This is a genomic window from Paraburkholderia sp. GAS41, from assembly GCF_050436545.1.
In the GTDB taxonomy this organism is placed as follows: Bacteria; Pseudomonadota; Gammaproteobacteria; order Burkholderiales; family Burkholderiaceae; genus Paraburkholderia.
Genome location: NZ_JBNDMK010000013.1, coordinates 50,365 through 72,747 on the forward strand (window position 1 = coordinate 50,365; position 22,383 = coordinate 72,747).

The window sequence follows — 22,383 nt, forward strand, 5'->3', positions numbered from 1 at the left end:
TGATCAATTTTTCAATGCGCGTCGGGAGGCGGTGAACTCAGACCGAACGGACGCGAAAACGCCACGCTCAGCAAACCCACCACAAAGCAGAGCGCCACTGCGAGGAAGGCGTCGGAAAAGGTCAGCACCAGGGCTTCGCGCATCAGCAGCGAATGCAGCATGTCGAGGCCCGCATGCGTCGCGTCGAGCGTATTGCCGCCTATCGCGGCAAGCCGGCCGGCCTGCTGCTGCAGCAGACCTTCGACCACCGGACGCCCGGCCGTGAGATGTTCGTCGAGCCGTTCATAGTGCAGATTCAGGCGGTCGTTGAGCATGGTGCTGCTCACGGCAATGCCGATGGCGCCCCCCAGGTTGCGCATCAGATTGAACAGGCCGCTTGCCGAGCGCAGCCGCGATGGCGGCAGCGAGCCGAGCGCCATGGTTACGATCGGCGGCACGCAAAACTGCTGGCCGATGCCGCGCAAGGCCTGCGGCAGCAGCAACTCCCGCCAGCCCCATTGACTGGTCAACGGCACATATAGATAGCAGCCCAAACCGAAACAGACGAGCCCGAATACCATCAGCCAGCGCATGTCGATAAAGCGCGCCAGCGTCGAATAGGCCGCCAGCGCCACCAATTGAAAACATCCCACCGACAGCAGCGCGAGACCGATTTGCAGCGAATCGAAGCCGCGCACGCGCGCGAGGAACACCGGCGTCAGAAACACCGAGCAGAACAGACCGACCCCTGTGATGAACGACAGCAGGCTGCCGATACCGAAGTTACGCACCGCCAGCGCGCGGAGATCGACAATCGGCTCCCTGGCCGTGAACGCGTGCACGATGAACAGAAAGCCGCAAATCGCCGAGATCCACGTGCACAGCACAATCACATCGTCGCCGAACCAGTTCTTGCGCGGCCCTTCTTCAAGAACATATTCGAGGCAACCGAGGAAGCCCGACATCAGCAGGATGCCCAGATAATCGCCCTTCTTCAGCAGCGACAGATCGACCTCGTCGATATGCACGAACTTGGGCACCATCAGCGTGACGAACACGCCCGGCACGAGATTCAGATAGAACAGCCAGTGCCAGGACCATTGCGACGTGATCCAGCCGCCGATCACCGGGCCAATGGTCGGCGCGAGAGAGGCGAGCGCGCCGATGGTCGTCGAAGCAATCAGGCGCTGTTTGCCGGGAAACAGCACGAACGCGGTCGTGAACACGGTGGGAATCATCGCGGCGCCCAGCGCGCCTTGCAGGCCGCGAAACAGGATCATCGAATTGATGTCCCAGGCGAGACCGCACAGCATGCTCGTGATCGTGAAACCCAACGCCGAGAAGGCGAACAGCCAACGCGTCGAGAACACCCGTGTGAGCCAGCCCGACATCGGGATCACCAGAATTTCGGCGATCAGGTACGAGGTCTGCACCCACGACAGCTCATCCTGGCTGGCGGACAGGCCGCCGCCAATATCCCGCAGGGAAGACGCGACGATCTGGATATCCAGCGTCGCCATGAAAAACCCCAGGCACATCAGCGCGAATGCGAAGACTTTGGTGCGGGTCGGCTGGTCGGCGGGATTGAGGGGCGGGTGGGTCATGGCGTGCCGTTCGTGCCACTGCTGCCGCCGGCACCGTTGCCGTCGAGATGAACCTTGACGGTGGCCGACAACCCGGGGCGCAGCACACCCTGCATATCCTCCGGCACGTCAAGGCGAATCCGCACCGGCACGCGCTGCACGATCTTCGTGAAGTTGCCCGTCGCATTCTCCGCAGGCAGCACGCTGAACGTCGCGCCGGTTGCCGGAGCAAGGCTATCCACGACGCCGCGCAGCGATTTGCTGGAGGCGTCGAGTTCGACGTCGACCGGGTCACCCACCTGCATCTTCTTCAACTGGTCTTCCTTGAAGTTGGCGTCGACCCACAGACCCGACGACGGCACCACGGTCAGCAGCGAAACACCCGTATTGGCAAGCAGTCCCACCTGAGCCGTGCGATTGCCGACGTAGCCGTCCACCGGCGAGCGGATCGTCGTGTATTCGACGTTCAGCTCGGCGACACGCTGCGCCGCCTGCGCCGTCGCGACACGCGCTTGCGCCGCGCCGATCTGTGCGTCGAGCACGTTGGTTTCGCGCTGGGCGGCGAGCAGTGCGGCGCCGCTGCGATCGACGGCCGCATGCGCCTTGGCCAGATCAGCATCGGCGCGCTCGACGACCTGGTTCGACACCGCCTCGTCCTTGACGAGCTCACGGTAGCGCGCCTCGTCCTGAGCGCTGCGAACCAGTTCAGCGCCCGAAGCCTTCACCTCGGCAGCCTGTTCGTTGATGGTCGCCAGCTGCAGCGACTGCTTCGCCTGCAACTCGGTGACCGCCGCCTGCGCGCTCTGCACGTCCGCGCTGGCCTGCGCAAGACGCGCATCGTAATCGCGTGCGTCGAGCCGGATCAGCACCTGATTGACGTGCACATGCTGGTTGTCGCGCACCAGCACGTCGGTCACGAAGCCGTTGACCTTCGGCGCCATCACCGTCACGTCACCGCCGACATAGGCGTCGTCAGTGCTTTCGACAAACCGCCCAACGATTAACCAGTACGACAGCGCGGACGCCAGCACCACCACCACGGCAATCACCGCGAGCAGCATCCACGGAATGCTGCGAGCCGGTTTTGCGACACCGGCGGCGCCAGCCGGTGCAAGAGTAGGAGGAGTCGTGGACATGATTGGATGTGCGTATGCACAAAATGATGGTCAAAATAAGCGTGAAAACCACGCCAACTCTTACTTGCCGATAGAAACCGATAAAAACGTCAAGCCTTCGTCATCGCAAACAGTTCGAGCCGCAACGAGGCCGCGCGTTGGGCACCGAAGCGCCGCTCGAACTCTTCCTGCGCCGCGCGCCAGCGTAGCCGGGCCTCCACCAGTTTCGCCTCGCCAGATTCGGTCAGCCGCAACGCCAGTCCCCTGCTGTTCGCTTCCGGGTTGCCGCGCAGTAACAAGCCGTCCCGATGTAGCGGCTGAAGCGCGCGCACCAGCGTGGTCCGCTCCATCACCATCTCGTCGGCCAGTTGTTTCATCGTCATGGGCGCCGCCCGTTTGATCCGGCTCAGGATCGAGAACTGCGTGATCGTCAGGCCGACCTGCGCCATATGCCGGTCATACAGTTGCGACACGTAGCGCGCCGCCTGGCGGATCGCGAAACAGTCGTCGTCGGGGAGCGCTTCCATGTTGTCGAGTTACGTCCCGATGCTGAGTGCATACGCACTTGAATGAGCAAAACATGGCCTCCAAACGGACAGCGACCGGCACGTGATTCGACGCTGCGCTCAGTCCGCCGTCATGCCGAACAGTTCCGCGCGCAACGCTTTGGCTCTTGCGTGGCCGAATTTGTCTTCGAACTCGGCCTGTGCGTTACGCCATGCGATAGCCGCCTGGGCAAAGGTCGCCTTGCCGCTCTCCGACAAGCTGAAAAGAAAGGTCCGGCCATCGTGCTCCGACGCTTCGCTGACCACCAAACCGTCGCGCTGCAACGGTTTGAGCGCGCGCACCAGCGTCGTACGTTCCATCACCATCGCATCCGCCATCTCGACCATGGTTGCCGACTCGCGCCGCGCCAGTTTCGCCATGATCGTGAACTGCGCAGCCGTGAGCCCCACCTCGCCGAGGTGGCGCTCGTAAATCTGCGTCACGTAGCGGGCAGCTTGCCGCAGCGCGAAGCAATTGCATTCGTCGTAGGTAATAGGACCGTTCATGAGATCGAGTATATGTGTGCGTACGCACAGAGTCAACCTGCTCGTGAGGCAGAAGTGCGAGGACGGCTCGCCGTCGCCGCCGCCATCCACGAACCTTGCGGCATACGGGACCTCACGTGCGCGACAACACCGCCTGCAGAAAGGCACGCGTACGCGGCTGCGTCGGCGCGGAAAAAATCTCCGCTGGCGGTCCCGCTTCGACGATCACGCCGCCGTCCATCACCACCACCACATCCGCGACTTCCCGCGCAAAGCCCATTTCATGCGTGACGACCACCATCGTCATCCCTTCGCTCGCCAGCAACTTCATGACCTGCAAGACTTCGCCGACAAGTTCCGGGTCGAGTGCCGAGGTCGGTTCATCGAACAGCATCACGCGCGGCTGCATGGCGAGCGCGCGGGCAATCGCCACGCGTTGCTTCTGACCGCCCGAGAGACTGGCGGGCATGACATGGGCCTTGTGCACGAGGCCTACTTTTTCGAGCAGCACCATGGCGGAGGCTTCGGCGTCGGCCTTGCTCGCTCCACGCAGCATGCGCGGACCGACCGTGATGTTGTGCAGGACCGATAGATGCGGAAACAGATTGAACGACTGGAACACCATGCCGACTTCGGTGCGCAACGCGTTGAGCGAGCGTTCCTTCAACATGACGCCGTGATCGACGAGACGATGACCGCAGATATCCACGGTGCCGCCTTCGGCCTGCTCCAGCCCATTGCAGCAGCGCAGGAAAGTGCTCTTGCCTGAACCGCTCGGCCCGATCACGACCACGACCTGTTGCGGTTGAATGTCTAAATCGACCCCGTTCAACACGACGTGCGAACCAAACAATTTGGTCAGTCCGCGAATCTGGACGATGGGTTGCGTTGCGTGGTTCATTGCACCATGCCTCCTGCCCGCAAACGACGCTCGACCCGGTGCAGCGCGTAATTGGTCGCCTGCGTCAGCACGAGATACACCAGCGCAATGGCCAGATACACCTCCAGCGAACGGTACGACACGCTGATGATTTTCTGACCTTCGTGCATCAGATCGTCGATCGTCAGCAGGGACACCAGCGCCGAGTTCTTGATCAGCGCGATGAACTCGTTGCCGAGCGGCGGAATCATGCGCACCACGGCCTGCGGCAGGATGATGGCGCGCATGGCCTGCCCCGACGACATGCCAATGGAACGCGCCGCTTCCATCTGCCCGCGGTCGACCGACTGGATCGCCCCACGCACGATCTCCGACACATACGCCGCCGAATATAGTCCCAGCCCCAGCACCCCGCAGACGAAGGCCGGTAACAGAATGCCGAATTGCGGCAAGCCGAAGAACAGCAGAAACAGCTGCACGAGCAGCGGCGTGCCGCGAAAGAAAGTCAGGTAAGCCGTGCAAAAGCCGTACAGCACGCGCCGTTTCGGCGCGAGCCGGCCAATGCCGATCAGAAGTCCCAGCACACAGCTCAGCGCGAGCGCCGCGGCGGTGACTTCCACCGTGACGAGCGCGCCGTGCAGGATGTCGGTCCAGCCGGCAATGACCGGCGTGAAGTCGAGTTCCATCTCAGGCCCGGCCGGCTATTGCGCGTCGGCGCCGAACCACTTGTGGACGATTGCCGCGTAGGTGCCGTCGGCCTTGATTTTGGCGAGCGCCGTATTCAACGCGGCCTTCAGTTCCGGCTCGTCCTTGCGCACGGCAATGCCGTATTGCTCGGTGGTGAGCTGCTGGGTAATCACACGAAAGCCACTGCGCGTTTTGGCGAGCTGATACGCCGCGGGCTTGCCGGTGACGGCGGCATCGGCCCGGCCAATGCCGACCAGATCGAACATTTCCTGGTTCTTCTCGACTTCGACGCGCTGCACCTGCGGATAGTTATCGCGCAGGAAGTTAACCGATTTCGTCCCCACCTGCACCGACACCTTCTTGCCGTTCAGGTCAGTCAGCGTCTTGATCGGCGAATCGGCTTTCACCAGCGCGACCAGGCCGCCTGCGTAGTACGGCTCGGTGAAATCGACCACCTTGGCGCGCTCGTCGGTGATGTAGATCGCCGAGATCGCGACGTCGAAGCGATGGGCGATCAGGCCGGGAATCAGCCCCTTGAAGTCGATATCGGTCCACTGCACGGTCTTGCCCATCGCCTTCGCCAGCGCATTCATCAGATCGACGTCAAAGCCCGAGCGGGCGCCGTTTTCGGTGAACTCCATGGGCGGGAAGGTGGCGTCGGTGGCGACCTGCAGCACGTTGGCGCCTTGCGCCAAAGCACTGCCGGAAAAGCCGGCGAACGTCATGGCCAGCGTCAGACAGGCGAGAGAGAACAGGCGGTGCAGTTTCATGGCGACGCTCCAAAAAAGGACCAGGGCGAGGATCGATCCGCGCTTGCGCACATCACGCGGATTCAATTCACTCGGATGCCAGCGGCAGCACACTCACTCCTACTTCCACGCGATGCGCGCCGCCGCCCAGAATCATCCCGCGCAACAACGACACATCGCTGTAATCACGCCCGATTGCAAGCGTCACGTGATCCATATCGGCGAGTACGTCATTGGTTGGATCGAGGTCGATCCAGCCACTCCCCGGACAGTGCACCGACACCCACGCATGCGACGCATCCGCCCCGATCAGCCGCGGCTGTCCCGGCGGCGGATCGTTGCGCAGATAGCCGCTCACATAGCGCGCCGGCAGACCAAGCGAGCGCAGGCAGCCGATCATCACCTGCGCAAAATCCTGGCACACTCCGCTCTTCAGTTCGAACGCACGCTCGGCCGGCGTATCGAACATCGTCGCCGAGGGTTTGTAGTCGAAGTCGCGGTAGATGCGATGCATCAGGTCGATCGCACCCGCCGCGACCGGCGTGCCCGGTGTGAAGCTCGGCAGCGCGTAGGCGCGCAACGCGGGCCGCAGTGCAATGTTCGGCGAAGCGAAACAGAATTCCACTTCCGGCCGGAACGCCCCATCCACGCGAAAGCGCAACGCCTCGGCCACATCCTCCCACGCAGGCGTGGTCTCAGGATCGAGCTTCGTCCAGCGCGGCGTCAGTTGCACGGTGGTCTCGCTGACCATCTGCAGACGCTCGTGCGGAGAATCGATGGTGAAGTACAGCACGTCGTTGCCGAACGCATCGACACGGCTGTGCAGATACGACGGCTCCGGCTCGATCTTCTCTTCATGTGAGATGACGCGTTGCCAGTCGCACATCAGCGGCCGGATGGTCGCCAGATGCTGCGCCGTCTCGACGAACGTCGAATAACGGTAAGTGGTGCGGTGCGAGACCGACAGGATGGTCTGGGCCGTTTTCATGACGACACCTGCGAGGCGAGCGTGTTGGCGTGACTGAAGTAGCGCGCGCTGATCTCGTTGGCCGCTGCGGCGGCGAAGGCGCCGAGGTCGTCGCATAACTGGATCAGCACGGTGTAGGCGCCATCCTCGCCGGTTTCGCACAGCTGCTCGAGCGACGGCAGCGTGTCGGGCGCCGGCATCAGTTCGGCAAACGCACGATGCCGGGTGCCGCCCGCCGCCAGCGTAATCTCGTCGAGCTTGCCGCACAGGCGCTCGTAGACGCCGTACAGGCCACGCGGATTGGTCGGCTCGACCACCAGCAGGTCGATCAGCGCCGGCACTTCGAGACGCCCCGGATAAAGCGAACGGTAGGTCAAGGTGCTGTCGAAAAGCTGCAGCAGCAGGTCGAAGCCGGCCGGCGTCGCCAGTTGCCCCTTGCTGGCCACGACGCGCAGGATCGACGTCATCGAGGCAATCCGTTCGATATGCCGGCCGGCGAACAGCAGGCGCCACGCTTCGTCGCGGGTCATGCGGTCGCCTTGCGCGCCGCTGATCGCCGAGAGCTGCGTGGCCAGATGTTCGAGCGCGTCCATCAGGGTGACGCGGTCGTAGCGGTCATGCCGGCCGCTCGCGGCTGCCGACGCGCCATTGCTGCTCGCCGATGCCGCCGCAGTCGCGGCCGGCAACAGCTTCTGCAAGGCATCGCGAAAGTCGTTTCGGGCAGCCAGAATCGTGCGCCAATGGTCATTGGAGAGACGGCCGCGGATTTCGCCGCTCGCGCGAACCTGCGAGTTCAGCACTTGACCGACGCTGGCCGGTCCGGTGGTTTCGTGCAGATTCGCCACCAGCGTGCGCTCGAACGCCTGCAGCGAATCGTCGCTGCGCATGTCGCCGAATTGCACGAGCCCGCAGTACAGCGCCAGTTCGACCAGCGTCGCGAACATGGCGTTCGCGTCGTTGCTCTCCAGCGAGCCGAGAATCAGACGCAGCAAGCGCACGTTGTTCTCGGCGCGCTCGCTGTAGCGGCCCGCCCAGAAGAGATTCTCCGCCGCGCGGCTCGACACCGTACGATGTTTGCGCGCGAGATCGGCGGGCTGCATCGGCGAGGGCAACAGCGAGAAGGTCGAGATCGGCTGGCTCGACAACACCCACGTATCGACGCTGCTGCCGCCGAACTGCATCGACACCGTGGCCTGCCGTTCTCCCGCGAGTCGCGTGAAACCGCCCGGCATCACATGCCAGCCGCCGTTGAAATCGGCGATGGCGTACACGCGCAGCACCGAAGGACGGCGCCCCAGCGTGCCGTCGTCGTAACGCGGCGCGCAGGAATACGGCAGCGGCAATTGAATCGTGAAGCTATCGGGCAGCGTTTCGATCCGCTCGCGCCAGGCGTCGAGCGGCTGCACGCCCTGCTCGAGACCCGGCGGACTGTCGCGTTGCGCCAACGGCCAGGTCGGCACGATGAAGGCTTCTTCCAGATGCGCAAAGGCATGTTCGCGCGCGGCTTCCTCGCCGCACCACCAGGTGGGTACGCCCGGCAGCAGCAGGTCTTCGCCCAGCAGCGCCTCGGCAATGCCCGGCAGGAAACCATGCAGCGCGGGCGACTCCACGAAGCCCGAACCCGGCACGTTCGAGACGATCACGTTGCCCGCCCGCATCACCTGCAACAGACCCGGCACACCGATGGTCGAATCCGCGCGCAGTTCGACCGGATCGCAAAACGCGTCGTCGAGACGCCGCACCAGCACGTGGACGCGTTCGAGGCCCGCCAGCGTCTTCAGATAGAGCATGTCATCACGCACCGTGAGGTCTTTGCCCTCGACGAGCGTCACGCCCAGATAGCGCGCCAGAAATACGTGCTCGAAATAGGTTTCGGCGAACGGCCCTGGCGTGAGCAACGCGATATGCGGCGAGCTGTCCGCGGCGTCGCCGTGCATCACGGCACGCGCCGACTGCACCATGGTGGCGATCAGTTGCGAATAGGTCGGCGCGAGACGGCTCACGTGCAGCGAACGGAACGGCTCGGCGAACTGGCTCGACACGATCAGCCGGTTTTCCAGCGCGTAGCCGAGACCCGAGGGCGCTCCGGTGCGATGCGACATCACCGTCCAGTTGCCGTTCGGCGCACGCGCGAGATCGACCGCGACGACCTGCAGATACTGTCCGCCCGGCGGCGTGAAGCCGCGCACGGAACGCAGATAACCCGGATGACCGAACACCAGTGCAGGCGGCAACTGGCCTCGCTGCAGCAAGGTCTGCGGGCCGTAGACATCGGCCAGCATCGCGTTCAGAAGCTGGGCACGCTGCATCACGCCGCGCTCGATCTCGGCCCACTCGGCCTCGTCGATCAGCAACGGCAGCAGGTCGAGCGCCCACGCTCGCGGCTCGCCCTTGTCCGCGTAGACGTTATAGCTGATGTCGTTATCGCGGATCTGCTGCGCGATCGAGGCCGCGTTGTTCTCGAGCGCGGCGATGCCGTCTTCTCCGAGCACTTCGAAAAACTGCCGCCACGGTTCGCGTAACGACCCGGACGAATCGAGCAACTCGTCCCAGTGCCCCTCGCGGACCGGCAGCACCCGCAGGAGTGATAGCGCATCCGCGTGCGCCGCGGTTGGCTCAAAGGGAAAAGTCGATTGAAAGGCCAAGGTCGTGTCGGGTTAATTGTTTTAGGTCACCAGTAGCGTAAGTCCAACGTGAACGGGAATTCCAGACTCCGTTGCGGCGCTTCTGCCACGAGCGGTCCAGGCGTATGACCCATCGTAAAGAAGCGCGCGCGCCGCCGGCTCTCGGCCTCGTACGCGTTGACCGGGAAGGTCTGGTAGTTGCGCCCACCCGGATGAGCCACATGATACTGGCATCCGCCGATAGAACGGCCGGTCCAGGTGTCAACAAGGTCAAAAACGAGCGGAGCGTCGACGCCAATCGTCGGATGCAAGGCCGAAGGTTGCGACCACGCGCGATAACGCACACCGGCCACATACTCGCTGACGCGGCCCGTGGGCTGCAGCGGCAACGCCACCCCGTTGACGGTCACCACATGGCGGTTTTCGTTGAGACCCAGCGCGCGCACTTCCAGCCGCTCGACCGACGAATCCACGTAGCGCACCGTCCCGCCGGGCGCCCCCTCCTCGCCCATCACGTGCCACGGTTCGAGCGCGCTGCGCAGGCTCAGCGTCACGCCGCTGGTCGTCGTTTCACCCACCAGCGGGAAACGGAACTCGAAATGCGGCGCGAACCACGCGCGGTCGAATGCATAGCCCGCCTCGGCCAGATCCGCGAGCACATCGTCGAAATCCATCTCCACGAAGGTGCCGAGCAGAAAACGGTCATGCAGTTCCGTGCCCCAGCGCGTCAGGCGCGTGGTGTACGGCGTCTTCCAGAAACGCGCCACCAGCGCGCGTAACAGCAACTGCTGCGCGAGACTCATGCGTGCATGCGGCGGCATTTCGAAGCCGCGCAGCTCCAGCAGGCCGAGCCGGCCGGTCGGGCCGTCGGGCGAATACAGCTTGTCGATGCAGAACTCGGCGCGGTGCGTGTTGCCGGTGACGTCGATCAGGATGTTGCGTAGCGACCGGTCGATCATCCATGCCGGCAATTGACCGCCTTCGCGGCCGCCGAGCAGATCGATCTGGCGCTGCAGTTCGCGGAAGGCGATTTCCAGTTCGTAGATCTGATCGTTGCGTGCCTCGTCGACGCGCGGCGCCTGGCTGGTCGGCCCGATGAACAGCCCCGAGAACAGATACGACAGCGACGGATGATTGAGCCAGTAAGCCACCAGGCTCGCGAGCAGATCCGGGCGGCGCAGGAACGGACTGTCGGCAGGCGTGGCGCCGCCGAGCACGAAGTGGTTGCCGCCGCCGGTGCCGGTATGACGGCCGTCGGTCATGAACTTCTCGGTGCTCAGATACGTCTCGTGCGCCGACTGATACAGGTACTCGGTGTGGTCGACCAGTTGCTCCCAGCTCGAAGCCGGATGGATGTTCACTTCGATCACGCCCGGGTCCGGCGTCACCTGCAGCATCTTCAGACGCGCATCGCGCGGCGGCGGATAGCCTTCGATGACGACCTTCATGCCCAGCTCGGCCGAAGTCGCTTCGACTGCGGCGAGCAGGTCCAGATAATCGTCGAGTTCGGTGAGCGGCGGCATGAAGACATGCAGCATCTTCCGGCCGCTGCCGAAGGATTCGGTCTCGACCTTCGGACCGGCCGCGCGGGCGGGGTCACGGGCTTCGACGCAGAGCGCGGTGCGGGTGATCCAGCTGGCGGACTCGCCGCGTTCAGGCACGCGTAGGGTGGATGCCGCGTCGCCTGCTGCGGCTGCCGCTGCGCCACCACCGCCTGTGCGGAGAGCGGCGGTGCCCGCGGCCTCGTCCGCGCTGCGCGGGCCGCCTGTGTTGCCTGCTGCACCGGTTGCGCCATGGGCATCGCCATCCGCCCCAGCGCCATCCCCAGCAGCGCGCCCCTCTCCCGCCACGTCGCCACCTTCATACTGCATGCGCAACTGCGCCGCCGTGCGCAAAGGCGCGGGCGGCGCGAACGGATCGTGCGCGTGCTGGTACGGATAGTCCGTCTCCGACACCCACGGCAGCGCGTCCAGCGGCAGGCGGTAGCCCATCGGCGAATCGCCCGGAATCAGATACATGCGGTCGCCGCGGAAATACCACGGTCCGGTGACCCAGCGCGGCCCTTGCAGCGGCAAGTCACGTTCGCGCGAAAGCGGCAGGACATAGCCCGTTACCGAAGCGAGGCCGCTATCGTAGACGCGCCGCAAACGCACGCGCTCCATCTCGTCGTCGAGCCGCGATTCGAACGGATCGACATTGACCGGCAGGCGCCGCTCGCGCCACAGGTAATACCAGGTGTCCTCGTAGCCGGCCTTGATGAACTGCGTGTCGAGCGCGAGCTTGCCGGTCAGATGCGTCAGGAAGCGCCGGGCGTCGTCCGCGGTATGGCTGCCCGGCTCGCGCTCGTCGGCAAACCGTGAGGGATCGTGCCAGCATGGCTCGCCATCGGCCCGCCAGTAGAGCGACAGTGCCCAGCGCGGCAGTTGCTCGCCCGGATACCACTTGCCCTGGCCGATATGCAGGAAGCCGTTCGCGCCGTAGCGCGAACGCAGCTTGTCCATCAGGCCGACCGCGTAGCTGCGCTTGGTCGGCCCGAGGGCGTCGGTGTTCCACTCGGCGGCGTCGCGGTCGCGCACCGCGACGAAGGTCGGCTCGCCGCCCATCGTCAGGCGCACGTCCATCGCTTCCAGTTCGCGGTCCACGTGCGCGCCCATTTTCAGCACGTCGGACCAGACTTCCTCGGTATAGGGCTTGGTGACGCGCGGCGTCTCCAGCACGCGCTCGATCGACATCGTATGTTCGAACTCGACCTCGGACTCGTCCACCGCGCCCGAGATCGGCGCGGCGCTGCCCGGTTCCGGCGTGCAGGCCACGGGAATGTGCCCCTCGCCCGCCAGCAGGCCCGAAGTCGGATCGAGGCCGATCCAGCCGGCGCCCGGCAGGTAGACCTCGCACCAGGCGTGCAGGTCGGTGAAGTCGACTTCGGTGCCGCTCGGGCCGTCGAGCGATTTGGTGTCCGGCGCCAGTTGCAGCAGATAGCCCGACACGAAGCGTGCGGCCAGTCCCAGCTGCCGCAGGGTCTCGACCAGCAGCCAGCCGGAATCGCGACACGAGCCAGCCGCCGTGGTGAGCGTCTCCTCGGGCGTCTGCACGCCGGGTTCCATCCGGATCAGATAACGGATCTCGCGTTGCAGCCGCTGATTCAGCTCGACCAGAAAATCCGCGGTGACCTTGGGCGAGCGGTCGATACTCTCCACGAACGCCTTGAAGCGCGGGGTCGGCTCGCGCTTGACCCGATACGGCGCGAGCTCGGCGGCAAGACCGGGCGCGTACTCGAACGGGAATTTCTCGGCGGACGGCTCGAGGAAGAAGTCGAACGGGTTATAGACGGCCATTTCGGCCACGAGGTCGACCGTGATCTTGAACTCGCGGGTCTTCTCGGGAAACACCAGCCGCGCCTGGTAGTTGGCGAAAGCATCCTGCTGCCAGTTGATGAAATGCTCGGCCGGTTCGACGCGCATCGAATACGACACGATCGGGGTACGGCAATGGGGCGCGGGCCGCAGCCGCACGACCTGCGGCGAAAGCCCGACAAGGCGGTCGTAACGATAATGTGTGACATGGTTCAACGCGACACGTATAGACACACCGGACTCCTGGGCGAAGGATGGCAGCCCGCCAAAAAAGCAAGCTTCATGCCGTTGGTAGAAAAACTTGCCGAGTGTGGCCTTGCGGCCGAAAAACAAACCCCGTCTGCATAGGCGCGACCTTGCAGCCTCCCCAAGCCTGCAAAGACCTGTCGACGCCGCCTCGGACCCGCCCGCCAGCCAGCCTCACAGAAGGCTTTCCCGGCCGCACGCACCAAAGCGGCGCAGTCCCGATGCCCCATCATGCACGTATCGTGCGTTAAAGGAGTGACGTCTGGCAAATGCGGCATGAAGATTGCGCGGCGGTTTGCGCCCGTCAGCCCTTCTAATCAGGTCAACCATGCGAACTTTTCACTGCAACCGCTGCGAGCAACTCGTGTTCTACGAGAACGTCCTGTGCGAGCGCTGCGATGCGATGCTCGGCTTCGTGCCCGAACTGGGCGAACTGTGCGCCTTCGAGGAAGCCGAAACCGGCCTTTGGCGCAGCCTGCATCCACAGGCCGCCGGCGCCCTCTACCGGCCATGCAGCAACTACGCGCTTGAACACGTCTGCAACTGGATGATCCCAGCCGATCAGCCCGATGCGTTATGCCACGCCTGCCAGTTGACGCGCGTCATTCCGAATCTCGCGCCGCCGGATAACCGGCTCTACTGGTATCGCCTCGAAGTCGCCAAGCGGCGTCTGCTCTATACGCTGGCGACGCTGGGCGTGAGGGTCGAGTCGCGCCATGACAATCCACAAGACGGCCTCGAGTTCGAGTTTCTCGAGGACACCGGTCCCGGTGGACAGGTCATGACGGGCCACGACAACGGCCTGATCACCCTGAACATCGCGGAGGCCGATGACGCCTACCGGGAAAGTACCCGCACCGCCATGCATGAGCCCTATCGCACGCTGCTCGGGCATTTCCGGCATGAGACAGGACATTACTATTTCGACCGTCTGGTCGCCGGCACGTCCTGGCTGCAGCCGTTTCGCGCGCTGTTCGGCGACGAGAGCGTCGACTACGGCGCGGCGCTCGACGCCTACTATCGCGACGGCGCGCCGGCCGACTGGCCGCAATCGTATATCAGCGCCTACGCGACGATGCATCCGTGGGAGGACTGGGCGGAGACGTGGGCGCACTATCTGCTGATCGTCGACGTGCTGGACACCGCCACGGCCTACGGCGTGGCTCTGATGCCCAGCGACCCGACGGAGCCGACGCTGACCGACCAGACGCCGGTGGAAGATGCCAGCTTCGATAACCTGATGAAGCGCTGGTTTCCGCTGACGTACGCGCTCAACAGCCTGAACCGCAGTCTGGGGATGCCTGACGGTTATCCGTTCACGCTCGCGCCACCCGTCGTCGAGAAGCTGCGGCTGGTGCACCGGGTGATTGCAGGGCCGGTGCCTGGTGGTGGGTTGAAGTCGGAGGTGGGGTCTGCGGCGGGGTCAGTGCCGGAGCCTTCGGCGGTGTCGGAGCCTGCGGCGGTGTCGGAGCCTGCGGCGGTGCCGGAGTCCCTGCCGGTGCCCGCGCCGCTGCCTTCGGCGGAGCCGCCCCCGACCACCCCACCGCCACCTTCGCCATCCGGCTCCGAAACCGGGACGCCGTCGTAATTTTTTTACGGCGGCTCAACACGGCAAGTAAAGCGACCGCTATCCTGCTCGTTCGCGCGGACAGCCGCTGCGCCGGCTTGTCCGCCCGGCTGACTCCGCACACCTCACTCCCCTTTCGGATCAAGGCAGGACCTCGATGCGGACCGACCACCGCCTGGCGTTGGCCAACGAGCGCCATCTCGCAGGCGACCTCGCCGGCGCCCGAACGCTCTACGAAACCGTCCTCGCCGACGAACCGGCCAATGCCGACGTCCTGTTCCGCCTTGGCGTGCTGGCGCTGCAACATGCCGCCTACAGCGACGCGCTCGGCTGGCTCGACCGCGCGGTCGCGCTGGCGCCCCGCGAATCCCGCTACCGCTTCGCGCGCGGCCAGGTGCTGTCGGCAGCAGGGCGCTTCGCTGATGCCATCGACACCTACCGCGGCCTGCTCGCCGCTGACGCTCCCTCCGCGGACCTGTGGTTCGCGCTCGCCAGCGCCTTGCAGTCGAGCGGTGATGCGCGAGGTGCGGCCCCCGCGTACGAAGCGGCCGCGAGGCTCGATCCGGCGCAGGTCGATGCCTTGAACAACCTGGGCAACTGCCAGCGACAACTCGGCGCGCCGGAACTCGCGCAAGATGCATATCGCCGGGCGCTTGCCGTGCAGCCCGATCACGCCGGCGCCCTGACGAACCTCGGCACACTCCTGCTGGATAACGGCCAGATCGATACCGCCATCGATCTGCTCGGCCAGGCGCTGCGCAGCGCGCCGGACTCCCCCACGTGCCTGCTCAACCTCGGAGTGGCGCGCTACGCGCGTCGCGAGTTCGACGAGGCGGCGGCCCTGCTCAGGCGCACGCTCGAACTCGACCCGCACTTTCCGGAGGCGGCGTACAACCTCGGCAATACGCTGCAGGCGCTCGGCCTGCGCCGCGAAGCGCAGGCACAGTACCGCCACGCGATCACGCTCGACCCGCAACACGCCGACGCGCACAACAACCTCGGCAACGTCAGCAAGGAACTCGGCGATTACAAGGCGGCCTCGGAATCGTTCGATGCCGCGATCCGGGTACGTCCGGGGTTTGTGGCCGCCTACAACAACGCGGGCAACCTGATGCGCACCCTGCGCCGCACCGCGGACGCGGAGGCGTTGTTCAAAGCGGCGCTCGCAGTCGATCCCGAGCACTCGGCCTCGCACAACAATCTCGGCAACGTGCTGAAAGACTGCGGCGCGCTCGACGAAGGTATCGTCCACTATCGACGCGCCATCGAGTCGGATCCGCACAACGTGGTCGCGCACAGCAACCTCGCGTACGCGCTGACCTTCCAGGCGGAACAGGGCGAAGCGGTGCTCGAGGAATGCCGGCGCTGGTCGGCACGACACGAAACGCCGCTGCGCGCTGCACATCGGCCGCATACGAATGACCGCACGCTTCATCGGCGCTTGCGGATCGGTTACGTGGCGGCGGACTTCCGCGATCACTGTCAGTCGCTGTTTACGGTGCCGTTCTTTTCGCATCACGATCACGCGCAATTCGAAATCTTTTGCTATGCGAGCGTGGAGCGGCCCGACGCTCTGACACGCCGGCTTGCCGGTTACGCCGACGTGTGGCGCGACGTTCGCGAACTCGACGACGAACGCCTTGCCCAGCAGATCCGCGAGGACGGTATCGATATCCTCGTCGATCTCGCCATGCACATGGCCGATGGCAGACCGCTGCTGTTCGCCCGCAAGCCGGCACCGGTGCAGGTGGCATGGCTCGCCTATCCCGGCACCACCGGAATCGAAGCCATCGACTATCGCCTGACTGACCCGAATCTCGATCCGCCTGGTTCGCTCGATGCACCGGGCGCGCACGCGTCCGGCGCCAGCGATCGTCAATACTCCGAACGATCGTTGCGCCTGCCCGACTCGTTCTGGTGCTACGACCCGTTGACCGACGAACCCGCGGTGAATGCACTACCCGCGCTAACGGTCGACACCCTGACGTTCGGATGCCTGAACAATCCCTGCAAGCTGACCGATCGCACGCTCGCCATGTGGAGCGCTGTGCTGCGCCAGGTCGTGCACGCACGTCTGCTGCTGATGGCGCCCGCCGGCAACGCTCACCACAATCTCGCGCGGCGGATGGAGCACCAAGGTATCGACATGCAGCGGGTCGGCTTCGTCCCGTTCCAGCCGCGCGTCGATTATCTGCGCACCTATCATCAGATCGATCTCGGCCTCGATACGTTTCCGTATAACGGCCACACCACCAGTCTCGATTCGCTATGGATGGGTGTGCCCGTGGTGACGCGGGTCGGCGAAACCGCGGTGGGACGCGGCGGCCTGAGCCAACTCGTCAATCTGGGGTTGCCGGAACTGGCGGCGTACTCGGACGAGGCGTTCGTGCGCATTGCCGTCGAACTGGCGGCGGATCGCACGCGTCTCGCGGATTTGCGACAAAGCCTGCGACCGCGTATGGAGCAATCTCCGCTCATGGACGGCGCGCGTTTTGCGAGGCACGTCGAAGCGGCCTACAGGCATATGTGGCGAGAGTGGTGCGCGGGGTGAGGCGATTCGCGTCGTGGAATTGCTGGTCGCACAGTCCCGCTGCAAATACTCCGCATAACGAAGCGATAACAAGCGCCCGCTCGTACGCGGGCGCCTGATCAATACGCGATATAAGGTCCGGTGCCGCCCGGCGTCGCTTGCTGCTCGATCGCCGCGAATACGTTGCGACCGTAGAAGAACGGCAGGCCCCAGTCGAAGATATTCGACGTCACGAACGCAGGACCGGCCAGCAGCGGCAACACCGAATCGCCGGCCGAGCTTTGCGACAGCGCGGCGGCGTTGCCCACATTGAAGGACACCGAACTGTTGACACCATTGACGCCTTCAATCAGCGCGCTCAACTGCTCGGTCGAGGGCGGGCAGTAGTACGCGCTGTTCGGACTCGCGCAGGTGGGCAGCGCACCCGATTCGAAGAACAGGCCGGTCGAGCCGCTGTCCATGATGCTTTGCGAGTAGGTCGTGCCGTTCTGCACCGTCGAAAATGTGCCGTTCGACGCGCTGACGCCGATCACCTGCGCGCCGCCCAGACCGTTATTGCTCTGCGTGCCGATACCGAACACCAGTTGTCCTGTCAGCGCGACCTCGCTGTTCGAACCCACCGCGGGCAACATCAGGATGGAACCGTTGTTGTCGTTGGCGAAATAGGGAATCGGATTGGCAACCTGCAGATTTTCCGCGACGGCGAGCGACGTGCAACTCGTCCCCACACAGCCGTAGTAGGTCGCCGGCAGCGCGCGCTGCACGCAGTTCGCACCGCAATCGTGCTTGAACACGCCAATGCCGAGAATGCCGTTAGCCCCCAGCGCGGTGGGTGTACTGCGCGACGCACCCACGCTGCTGCAACTTGAAGGTACGGCACTATAGTTCGGATCGATCACCTGGATCGGCAGCGAGGCGGCCTCTTCATTGCCGATATGCACGTCTGCAAGCCGCACCGAACCCCATGTATAACCATCGAAGAACTGCATGCATTCCGCGAGCAGATTACCGGACGTGTCCTGCTGCTGCGGCAGCGCCGCCGCCGACGGCAGTTGTGCGGCAAACACCCGCAGTCCCCAGGAGCCGGTATCGACCAGCACGTGATCGATGGTTTGACACTGCGTGGTACCCGGCGTGCACACCGTGACGCTGACGAACGGCATGTTCGGCACACCGCTTACGCCTGAGTCGACCGTCACGGCCACCGCATCGGCAGCCAACACCTGAGTGCTCGACGACGTATTCGTCACCGACTGCGAGGGCGTCGACGCGTTCGACGCACTGCTGCTCGCAGCGCCGCCGCCTCCGCCACCGCCGCCGCACGCGGCGAGCAGCAACGTCAGAAAGGCGACTAGCGCCAGCTTAAGGAACGTGTCTGAATCGCGCATGATCGCTCCGTTATTGAATAACGTTGACATCGACGCCCGCCGGCACCGCCTGCGGTAAATACGCGTGGCCCGCGAATGCGCGCAGATGCCCACCTGAGAACACCACCAGATCGCCGTTCGATACGGCCAGCGGCGTGGCACGGCGTGTCGCCGTAGCCGCAACGTAGGGGTCGAAGGCGGCGCCAAGTGTGGTCTTTAGATCCGGCAACGTGGGCCCCGCCCACGCCACGCCGAATACGGTGCCGCCCGGTGCGACGTACTCGCGCACCTCAGTGCCCGAAGGCAGCGTCAGCAGGTGAACGGTGTACGCAGCTTGCGAACTCGCGCTATGTGCAGTGGCGTGCATGAGCACCTGATCGTTGCCGACGGTGCTGACGTTCTGGCCGAGCGCGGCCTGGGCGGGCAAGGAAAGGACGCAGGTCGCCCCTAGCATTGCGCAAGCAATGCCTGTATGAAGCATCGTTTTCAAGTGAATTCCTTCGCGGTGAAACGCTCGCGGTGCCTGTGGCAAGACGCGAACGACGGATTAGGGGCGCACTCCTCGACCGGCAGATGCCGGTGCGTCAATCACGCCAGGAGAGGCTGCGTGAATGCGTCTACGGAGCGGCGGAGCGAAACTTTAGCGAAGGAATGGGACCTTCGCAATCGTTTGGGAGGCCGTATAAAACGATGCGGCGTTTTGCACCGTTTGATTATGCAAATCAACGCCCTTACTGGCGGCGCATACAGGTCGATTTGCACCGTTTTCGATGTTTTAAGCGAACCATCTGACAAAAACTGCGCGCTGCGGTAAAAAAATTTGCTAATGCGGAAAAATTTTCGCACCCTATTAAATGAATGCCAAAAAACAGTAGCGCCACGTTTTCCTCATACTTTTCGTTCTGCGAATTTTTCTTTTGGTATGAGGAAAAGCGTGTATTTTTCGCGGAATTTCCGGCCCCGTTTGTGAAACGAGAGCCTGCTTTACACGCGTGTATCCTGCCCGCAAACAAAAATGCCGGTGCTGACAGATCGTTTCCTGTCAGCACCGGCATCGGGTTCGACTCTCACCCGCGGCACCTCATTCCAAACCGGCCGCGCGGCATACCGCAGAGTCTCTTACTTCTTCGGTTGCAGTAGCGTTTTCAGTTCTTGCACGTTCTCTTCGACGCGTTTGGCGATCACCGCATACGACTCCGCTTGCGACTGATATGCCGCTTGCGCCAGTTGCTGCATATCGGCCAACGCTTTATGCAAGGTTTGCTGAACCAGTTCGGCGGTTTGCGTGGAGGGTGCTCCCCCCCCGGCGGAAAATTGCCCGGCCAGCGACTGCAGTTCGCCCAATGTCGAACGCAGCATTTCAGCCTGCTTCTGCGCGAGCGACTGCATACCCTGCAGCGCAGCCTGATTAGCCGTTACCAGCGCTTCGACGTCCTTGCGTCGCGCTTCCATGATGGCGGGCACGTCGAAGCCGGGTAGCTTGAACTGCTCCAGCATTTTGGTGAAATCGCCAAATGGATTGGCAGCGTCAGGTCGTTCCATGCTAATTCCTCCTGGGGCAGATGGGTCCATGCCAACCGTCGCACCCTGATGAGCCGTGACTCGATGAAGGTGCTTCGTGTGGCCTTGCGTGTATGCCGTGGCCCGTCATTGCGTCCGCATTGCACGTGATCCACGTCTTGCCGGATCGCGATTGCATGCCAGACTCCTGCGGGCCAGGTCAGCACACCGCTCAATCATGCGCCTTCCGCACGCGTTGCGCCAGTTAAGGGACAGAGTCACCGTAATCAGAATGAAATTAACCAGCCGCGATTGGCATGAACTTGATGCAAATATGCGGTACGTACCTCAAGAACTCATCGCACCTGTCGTTTACATAGCTACGCCTCTGCGCAACGTGATGTTGTGGACGGAGGCACCTTCCCCGCGTGCCCGCCTTCCGCAGAGATCGCATTTCCCCATCGAGTACAGGTATCCGCATGAACAAGCTGACGAACACAATCAAGTTCAAGATCATTCTCGCGCTCGGCGCGTGCATCGTCCTGATGATCGCAATTGGATTGCTGGGCGTTCGTGGGCTCGCAACCATGAGTTCGGACATGAGTTCGATGTATTCCGATAGCACGGTGCCCATTGAGGATCTTGCGGCCACTCAGGCATACGCACTGAAGATTCGCCTTTCGCTGAGCCGTCTGCAGGCGATCCACGATCCGAGCGAAGCCAAACAGGCCGCCGAACAGATTCGCGACTTGCAGACAAAACTCAACGCCGCGTGGAGCGACTACTACCCAGCTAAAGTCTCCGCAGACGACGAGCGCAAAATCGCCGATCAGATCGCCGCGCAATTCACCGACTTCAAATCGCTGACCGACGCCGCACTCGCGGCCGTCGACAGCGGCGCATCTGCGAATACCGATACAGTCGCCGAGAACATGCGCAGCGTGGGCACCAAACTGTCCGACACCATCGATCAGGACATCGCCATCAACGCGACCCAGGTCAAGCAGCTTGCCGACCAGGGCGTCGACACGTTTCACCTGCTGCTGTGGGTCGCGCTTGGCGCGATCGTGCTGGGACTCGTCGTCGCCATCGGTGCGTCGGCGTATCTCCTGAAGGCGATCATGAACCCGCTCGGCTCCGCGGTAGAGGTTGCTCGGCGCATCGCCGAGGGCGAGCTCGAAAACGAACTCGCCATTCATTCGAAAGACGAATTCGGCGACCTGCTCGGTGCGTTAAAACAGATGGATACGCAGCTTGCCGGTATCGTCCGCGGCATCAAGACGTCGAGCGAGTCGATCATGGTCGCCTCGAGTGAAATTGCCGCCGGCAATATGGACTTGTCCTCGCGGACCGAAGAACAGGCCGCCTCGCTGGAAGAAACGGCGGCCAGCATGGAACAGCTCACCGCCACCGTCAAACAGAATTCCGAAAATGCGCGTCAGGCCACCACGTTGGCCGGCAATGCATCGGACGTGGCCGACAAGGGGAATGCGGTGGTGGAACGCATGCTGGTCACGATGGGCGATATCACCGCCAGCTCGGCGAAGATTGCCGACATCACCACGTTGATCGAAGGCATCGCGTTCCAGACCAACATCCTCGCGCTGAACGCCGCCGTCGAAGCGGCGCGCGCCGGCGAGCAAGGTCGTGGCTTTGCGGTGGTCGCCGGCGAAGTGCGCAGCCTCGCGCAGCGCTCGTCCAGCGCCGCGAAGGAAATCAAGGATCTGATCCAGAGTTCGGTCGCGACGATTCATGACGGCTCGTCGCAAGCCGAAGAAGTGGGCCGCACGATGGCGGAAGTGCAGCAGGCGATCAAGCGCGTGGCCGACATCAACGCGGAAATCTCCGCCGCCTCGGATGAGCAAAGCCGCGGCATCGAGCAGGTGAATCAGGCAGTCGGCCAGATGGACGAAGTGACGCAGCAAAACGCGGCGCTCGTCGAAGAGGCTTCTGCTGCGGCGCAATCGCTCGAACAGCAGGCCGCGCAGCAAAAGCGCGCCGTGTCCGTGTTCAAGGTCACCGAGAGCAAGTCCACCGCAACCGCGCCGCGTGCGGTTGCCGGAGCGGGCAAGGCACGCGCCCCGCTGTTGCGCCCTGCGTTGAAACGCACGACGTTAGCCGCCACGGCAAACCCGGCCGCTGCAAAACCTTCGGCTGCGTTGGCCGAGGCCGGCCCGGAGAGCTGGGAAACGTTCTAACGCGTCG

The 22,383-nt window shown here is 63.8% G+C and carries 16 protein-coding genes; 3 read left to right on the plus strand and 13 right to left on the minus strand.

Features of this window, described 5'->3' with window-relative positions; translation table 11 throughout:
- Positions 1 to 11: 11 nt before the first annotated feature.
- From P3T43_RS18840 to P3T43_RS18885, 10 genes are all read right to left on the minus strand, one after another.
- Positions 12 to 1,583 (minus strand): DHA2 family efflux MFS transporter permease subunit, encoded by a 1,572-nt coding sequence (locus P3T43_RS18840; RefSeq protein WP_429282550.1) that lies wholly within the window; start codon positions 1,581 to 1,583, stop codon positions 12 to 14.
- Positions 1,580 to 2,698 (minus strand): HlyD family secretion protein, encoded by a 1,119-nt coding sequence (locus P3T43_RS18845; RefSeq protein WP_429282551.1) that lies wholly within the window; start codon positions 2,696 to 2,698, stop codon positions 1,580 to 1,582. Before P3T43_RS18845 ends, P3T43_RS18840 begins: the two co-directional genes overlap by 4 nt.
- 89 nt (positions 2,699 to 2,787) lie before the next feature.
- On the minus strand, positions 2,788 to 3,204 hold the full coding sequence (locus tag P3T43_RS18850; protein ID WP_429282552.1) for a MarR family winged helix-turn-helix transcriptional regulator: 417 nt from the start codon (positions 3,202 to 3,204) through the stop codon (positions 2,788 to 2,790).
- Positions 3,205 to 3,303: 99 nt separating this feature from the next.
- On the minus strand, positions 3,304 to 3,729 hold the full coding sequence (locus P3T43_RS18855; RefSeq protein WP_429282553.1) for a MarR family winged helix-turn-helix transcriptional regulator: 426 nt from the start codon (positions 3,727 to 3,729) through the stop codon (positions 3,304 to 3,306).
- A 112-nt stretch (positions 3,730 to 3,841) separates the two neighbouring features.
- Positions 3,842 to 4,609 (minus strand): amino acid ABC transporter ATP-binding protein, encoded by a 768-nt coding sequence (locus tag P3T43_RS18860; RefSeq protein WP_429282554.1) that lies wholly within the window; start codon positions 4,607 to 4,609, stop codon positions 3,842 to 3,844.
- Positions 4,606 to 5,274 (minus strand): amino acid ABC transporter permease, encoded by a 669-nt coding sequence (locus P3T43_RS18865; protein WP_429282555.1) that lies wholly within the window; start codon positions 5,272 to 5,274, stop codon positions 4,606 to 4,608. Before P3T43_RS18865 ends, P3T43_RS18860 begins: the two co-directional genes overlap by 4 nt.
- Before the next feature lie 15 nt (positions 5,275 to 5,289).
- Complete coding sequence (locus P3T43_RS18870; RefSeq protein WP_429282556.1) at positions 5,290 to 6,045, minus strand: transporter substrate-binding domain-containing protein; 756 nt, start codon at positions 6,043 to 6,045, stop codon at positions 5,290 to 5,292.
- 67 nt (positions 6,046 to 6,112) lie between these two features.
- Positions 6,113 to 7,012, minus strand: a complete 900-nt coding sequence (locus P3T43_RS18875) for a transglutaminase family protein (RefSeq protein ID WP_429282557.1) — start codon at positions 7,010 to 7,012, stop codon at positions 6,113 to 6,115.
- Positions 7,009 to 9,636 (minus strand): circularly permuted type 2 ATP-grasp protein, encoded by a 2,628-nt coding sequence (locus tag P3T43_RS18880; protein WP_429282558.1) that lies wholly within the window; start codon positions 9,634 to 9,636, stop codon positions 7,009 to 7,011. Before P3T43_RS18880 ends, P3T43_RS18875 begins: the two co-directional genes overlap by 4 nt.
- 26 nt (positions 9,637 to 9,662) lie before the next feature.
- Entirely contained in the window at positions 9,663 to 13,202 is a 3,540-nt protein-coding gene (locus P3T43_RS18885; RefSeq protein WP_429282559.1) for a DUF2126 domain-containing protein, read from the minus strand.
- A gap of 340 nt (positions 13,203 to 13,542) precedes the next feature.
- On the opposite strand from P3T43_RS18885, the gene P3T43_RS18890 reads away from it, so the two are divergent.
- Both P3T43_RS18890 and P3T43_RS18895 read left to right on the plus strand, forming a co-directional pair.
- A complete protein-coding gene (locus tag P3T43_RS18890) occupies positions 13,543 to 14,802 on the plus strand; it encodes a zinc-binding metallopeptidase family protein (protein WP_429282560.1) in 1,260 nt (419 codons plus the stop codon).
- 136 nt (positions 14,803 to 14,938) lie between these two features.
- Positions 14,939 to 17,332, plus strand: a complete 2,394-nt coding sequence (locus P3T43_RS18895; protein WP_429282561.1) for a tetratricopeptide repeat protein — start codon at positions 14,939 to 14,941, stop codon at positions 17,330 to 17,332.
- A gap of 98 nt (positions 17,333 to 17,430) precedes the next feature.
- On the opposite strand, the gene P3T43_RS18900 is transcribed toward P3T43_RS18895, so the two are convergent.
- From P3T43_RS18900 to phaP, 3 genes are all read right to left on the minus strand, one after another.
- Complete coding sequence (locus tag P3T43_RS18900; protein ID WP_429282562.1) at positions 17,431 to 18,699, minus strand: DUF3443 domain-containing protein; 1,269 nt, start codon at positions 18,697 to 18,699, stop codon at positions 17,431 to 17,433.
- A 10-nt stretch (positions 18,700 to 18,709) separates the two neighbouring features.
- On the minus strand, positions 18,710 to 19,159 hold the full coding sequence (locus tag P3T43_RS18905; protein WP_429282668.1) for a DUF2844 domain-containing protein: 450 nt from the start codon (positions 19,157 to 19,159) through the stop codon (positions 18,710 to 18,712).
- Between the two features lie 638 nt (positions 19,160 to 19,797).
- Positions 19,798 to 20,220: a TIGR01841 family phasin gene (gene phaP, locus P3T43_RS18910; RefSeq protein WP_429282563.1), complete on the minus strand. Its 423-nt coding sequence runs from the start codon at positions 20,218 to 20,220 to the stop codon at positions 19,798 to 19,800.
- A gap of 437 nt (positions 20,221 to 20,657) precedes the next feature.
- On the opposite strand from phaP, the gene P3T43_RS18915 reads away from it, so the two are divergent.
- Positions 20,658 to 22,376: a methyl-accepting chemotaxis protein gene (locus P3T43_RS18915; protein ID WP_429282564.1), complete on the plus strand. Its 1,719-nt coding sequence runs from the start codon at positions 20,658 to 20,660 to the stop codon at positions 22,374 to 22,376.
- Positions 22,377 to 22,383: the final 7 nt, after the last annotated feature.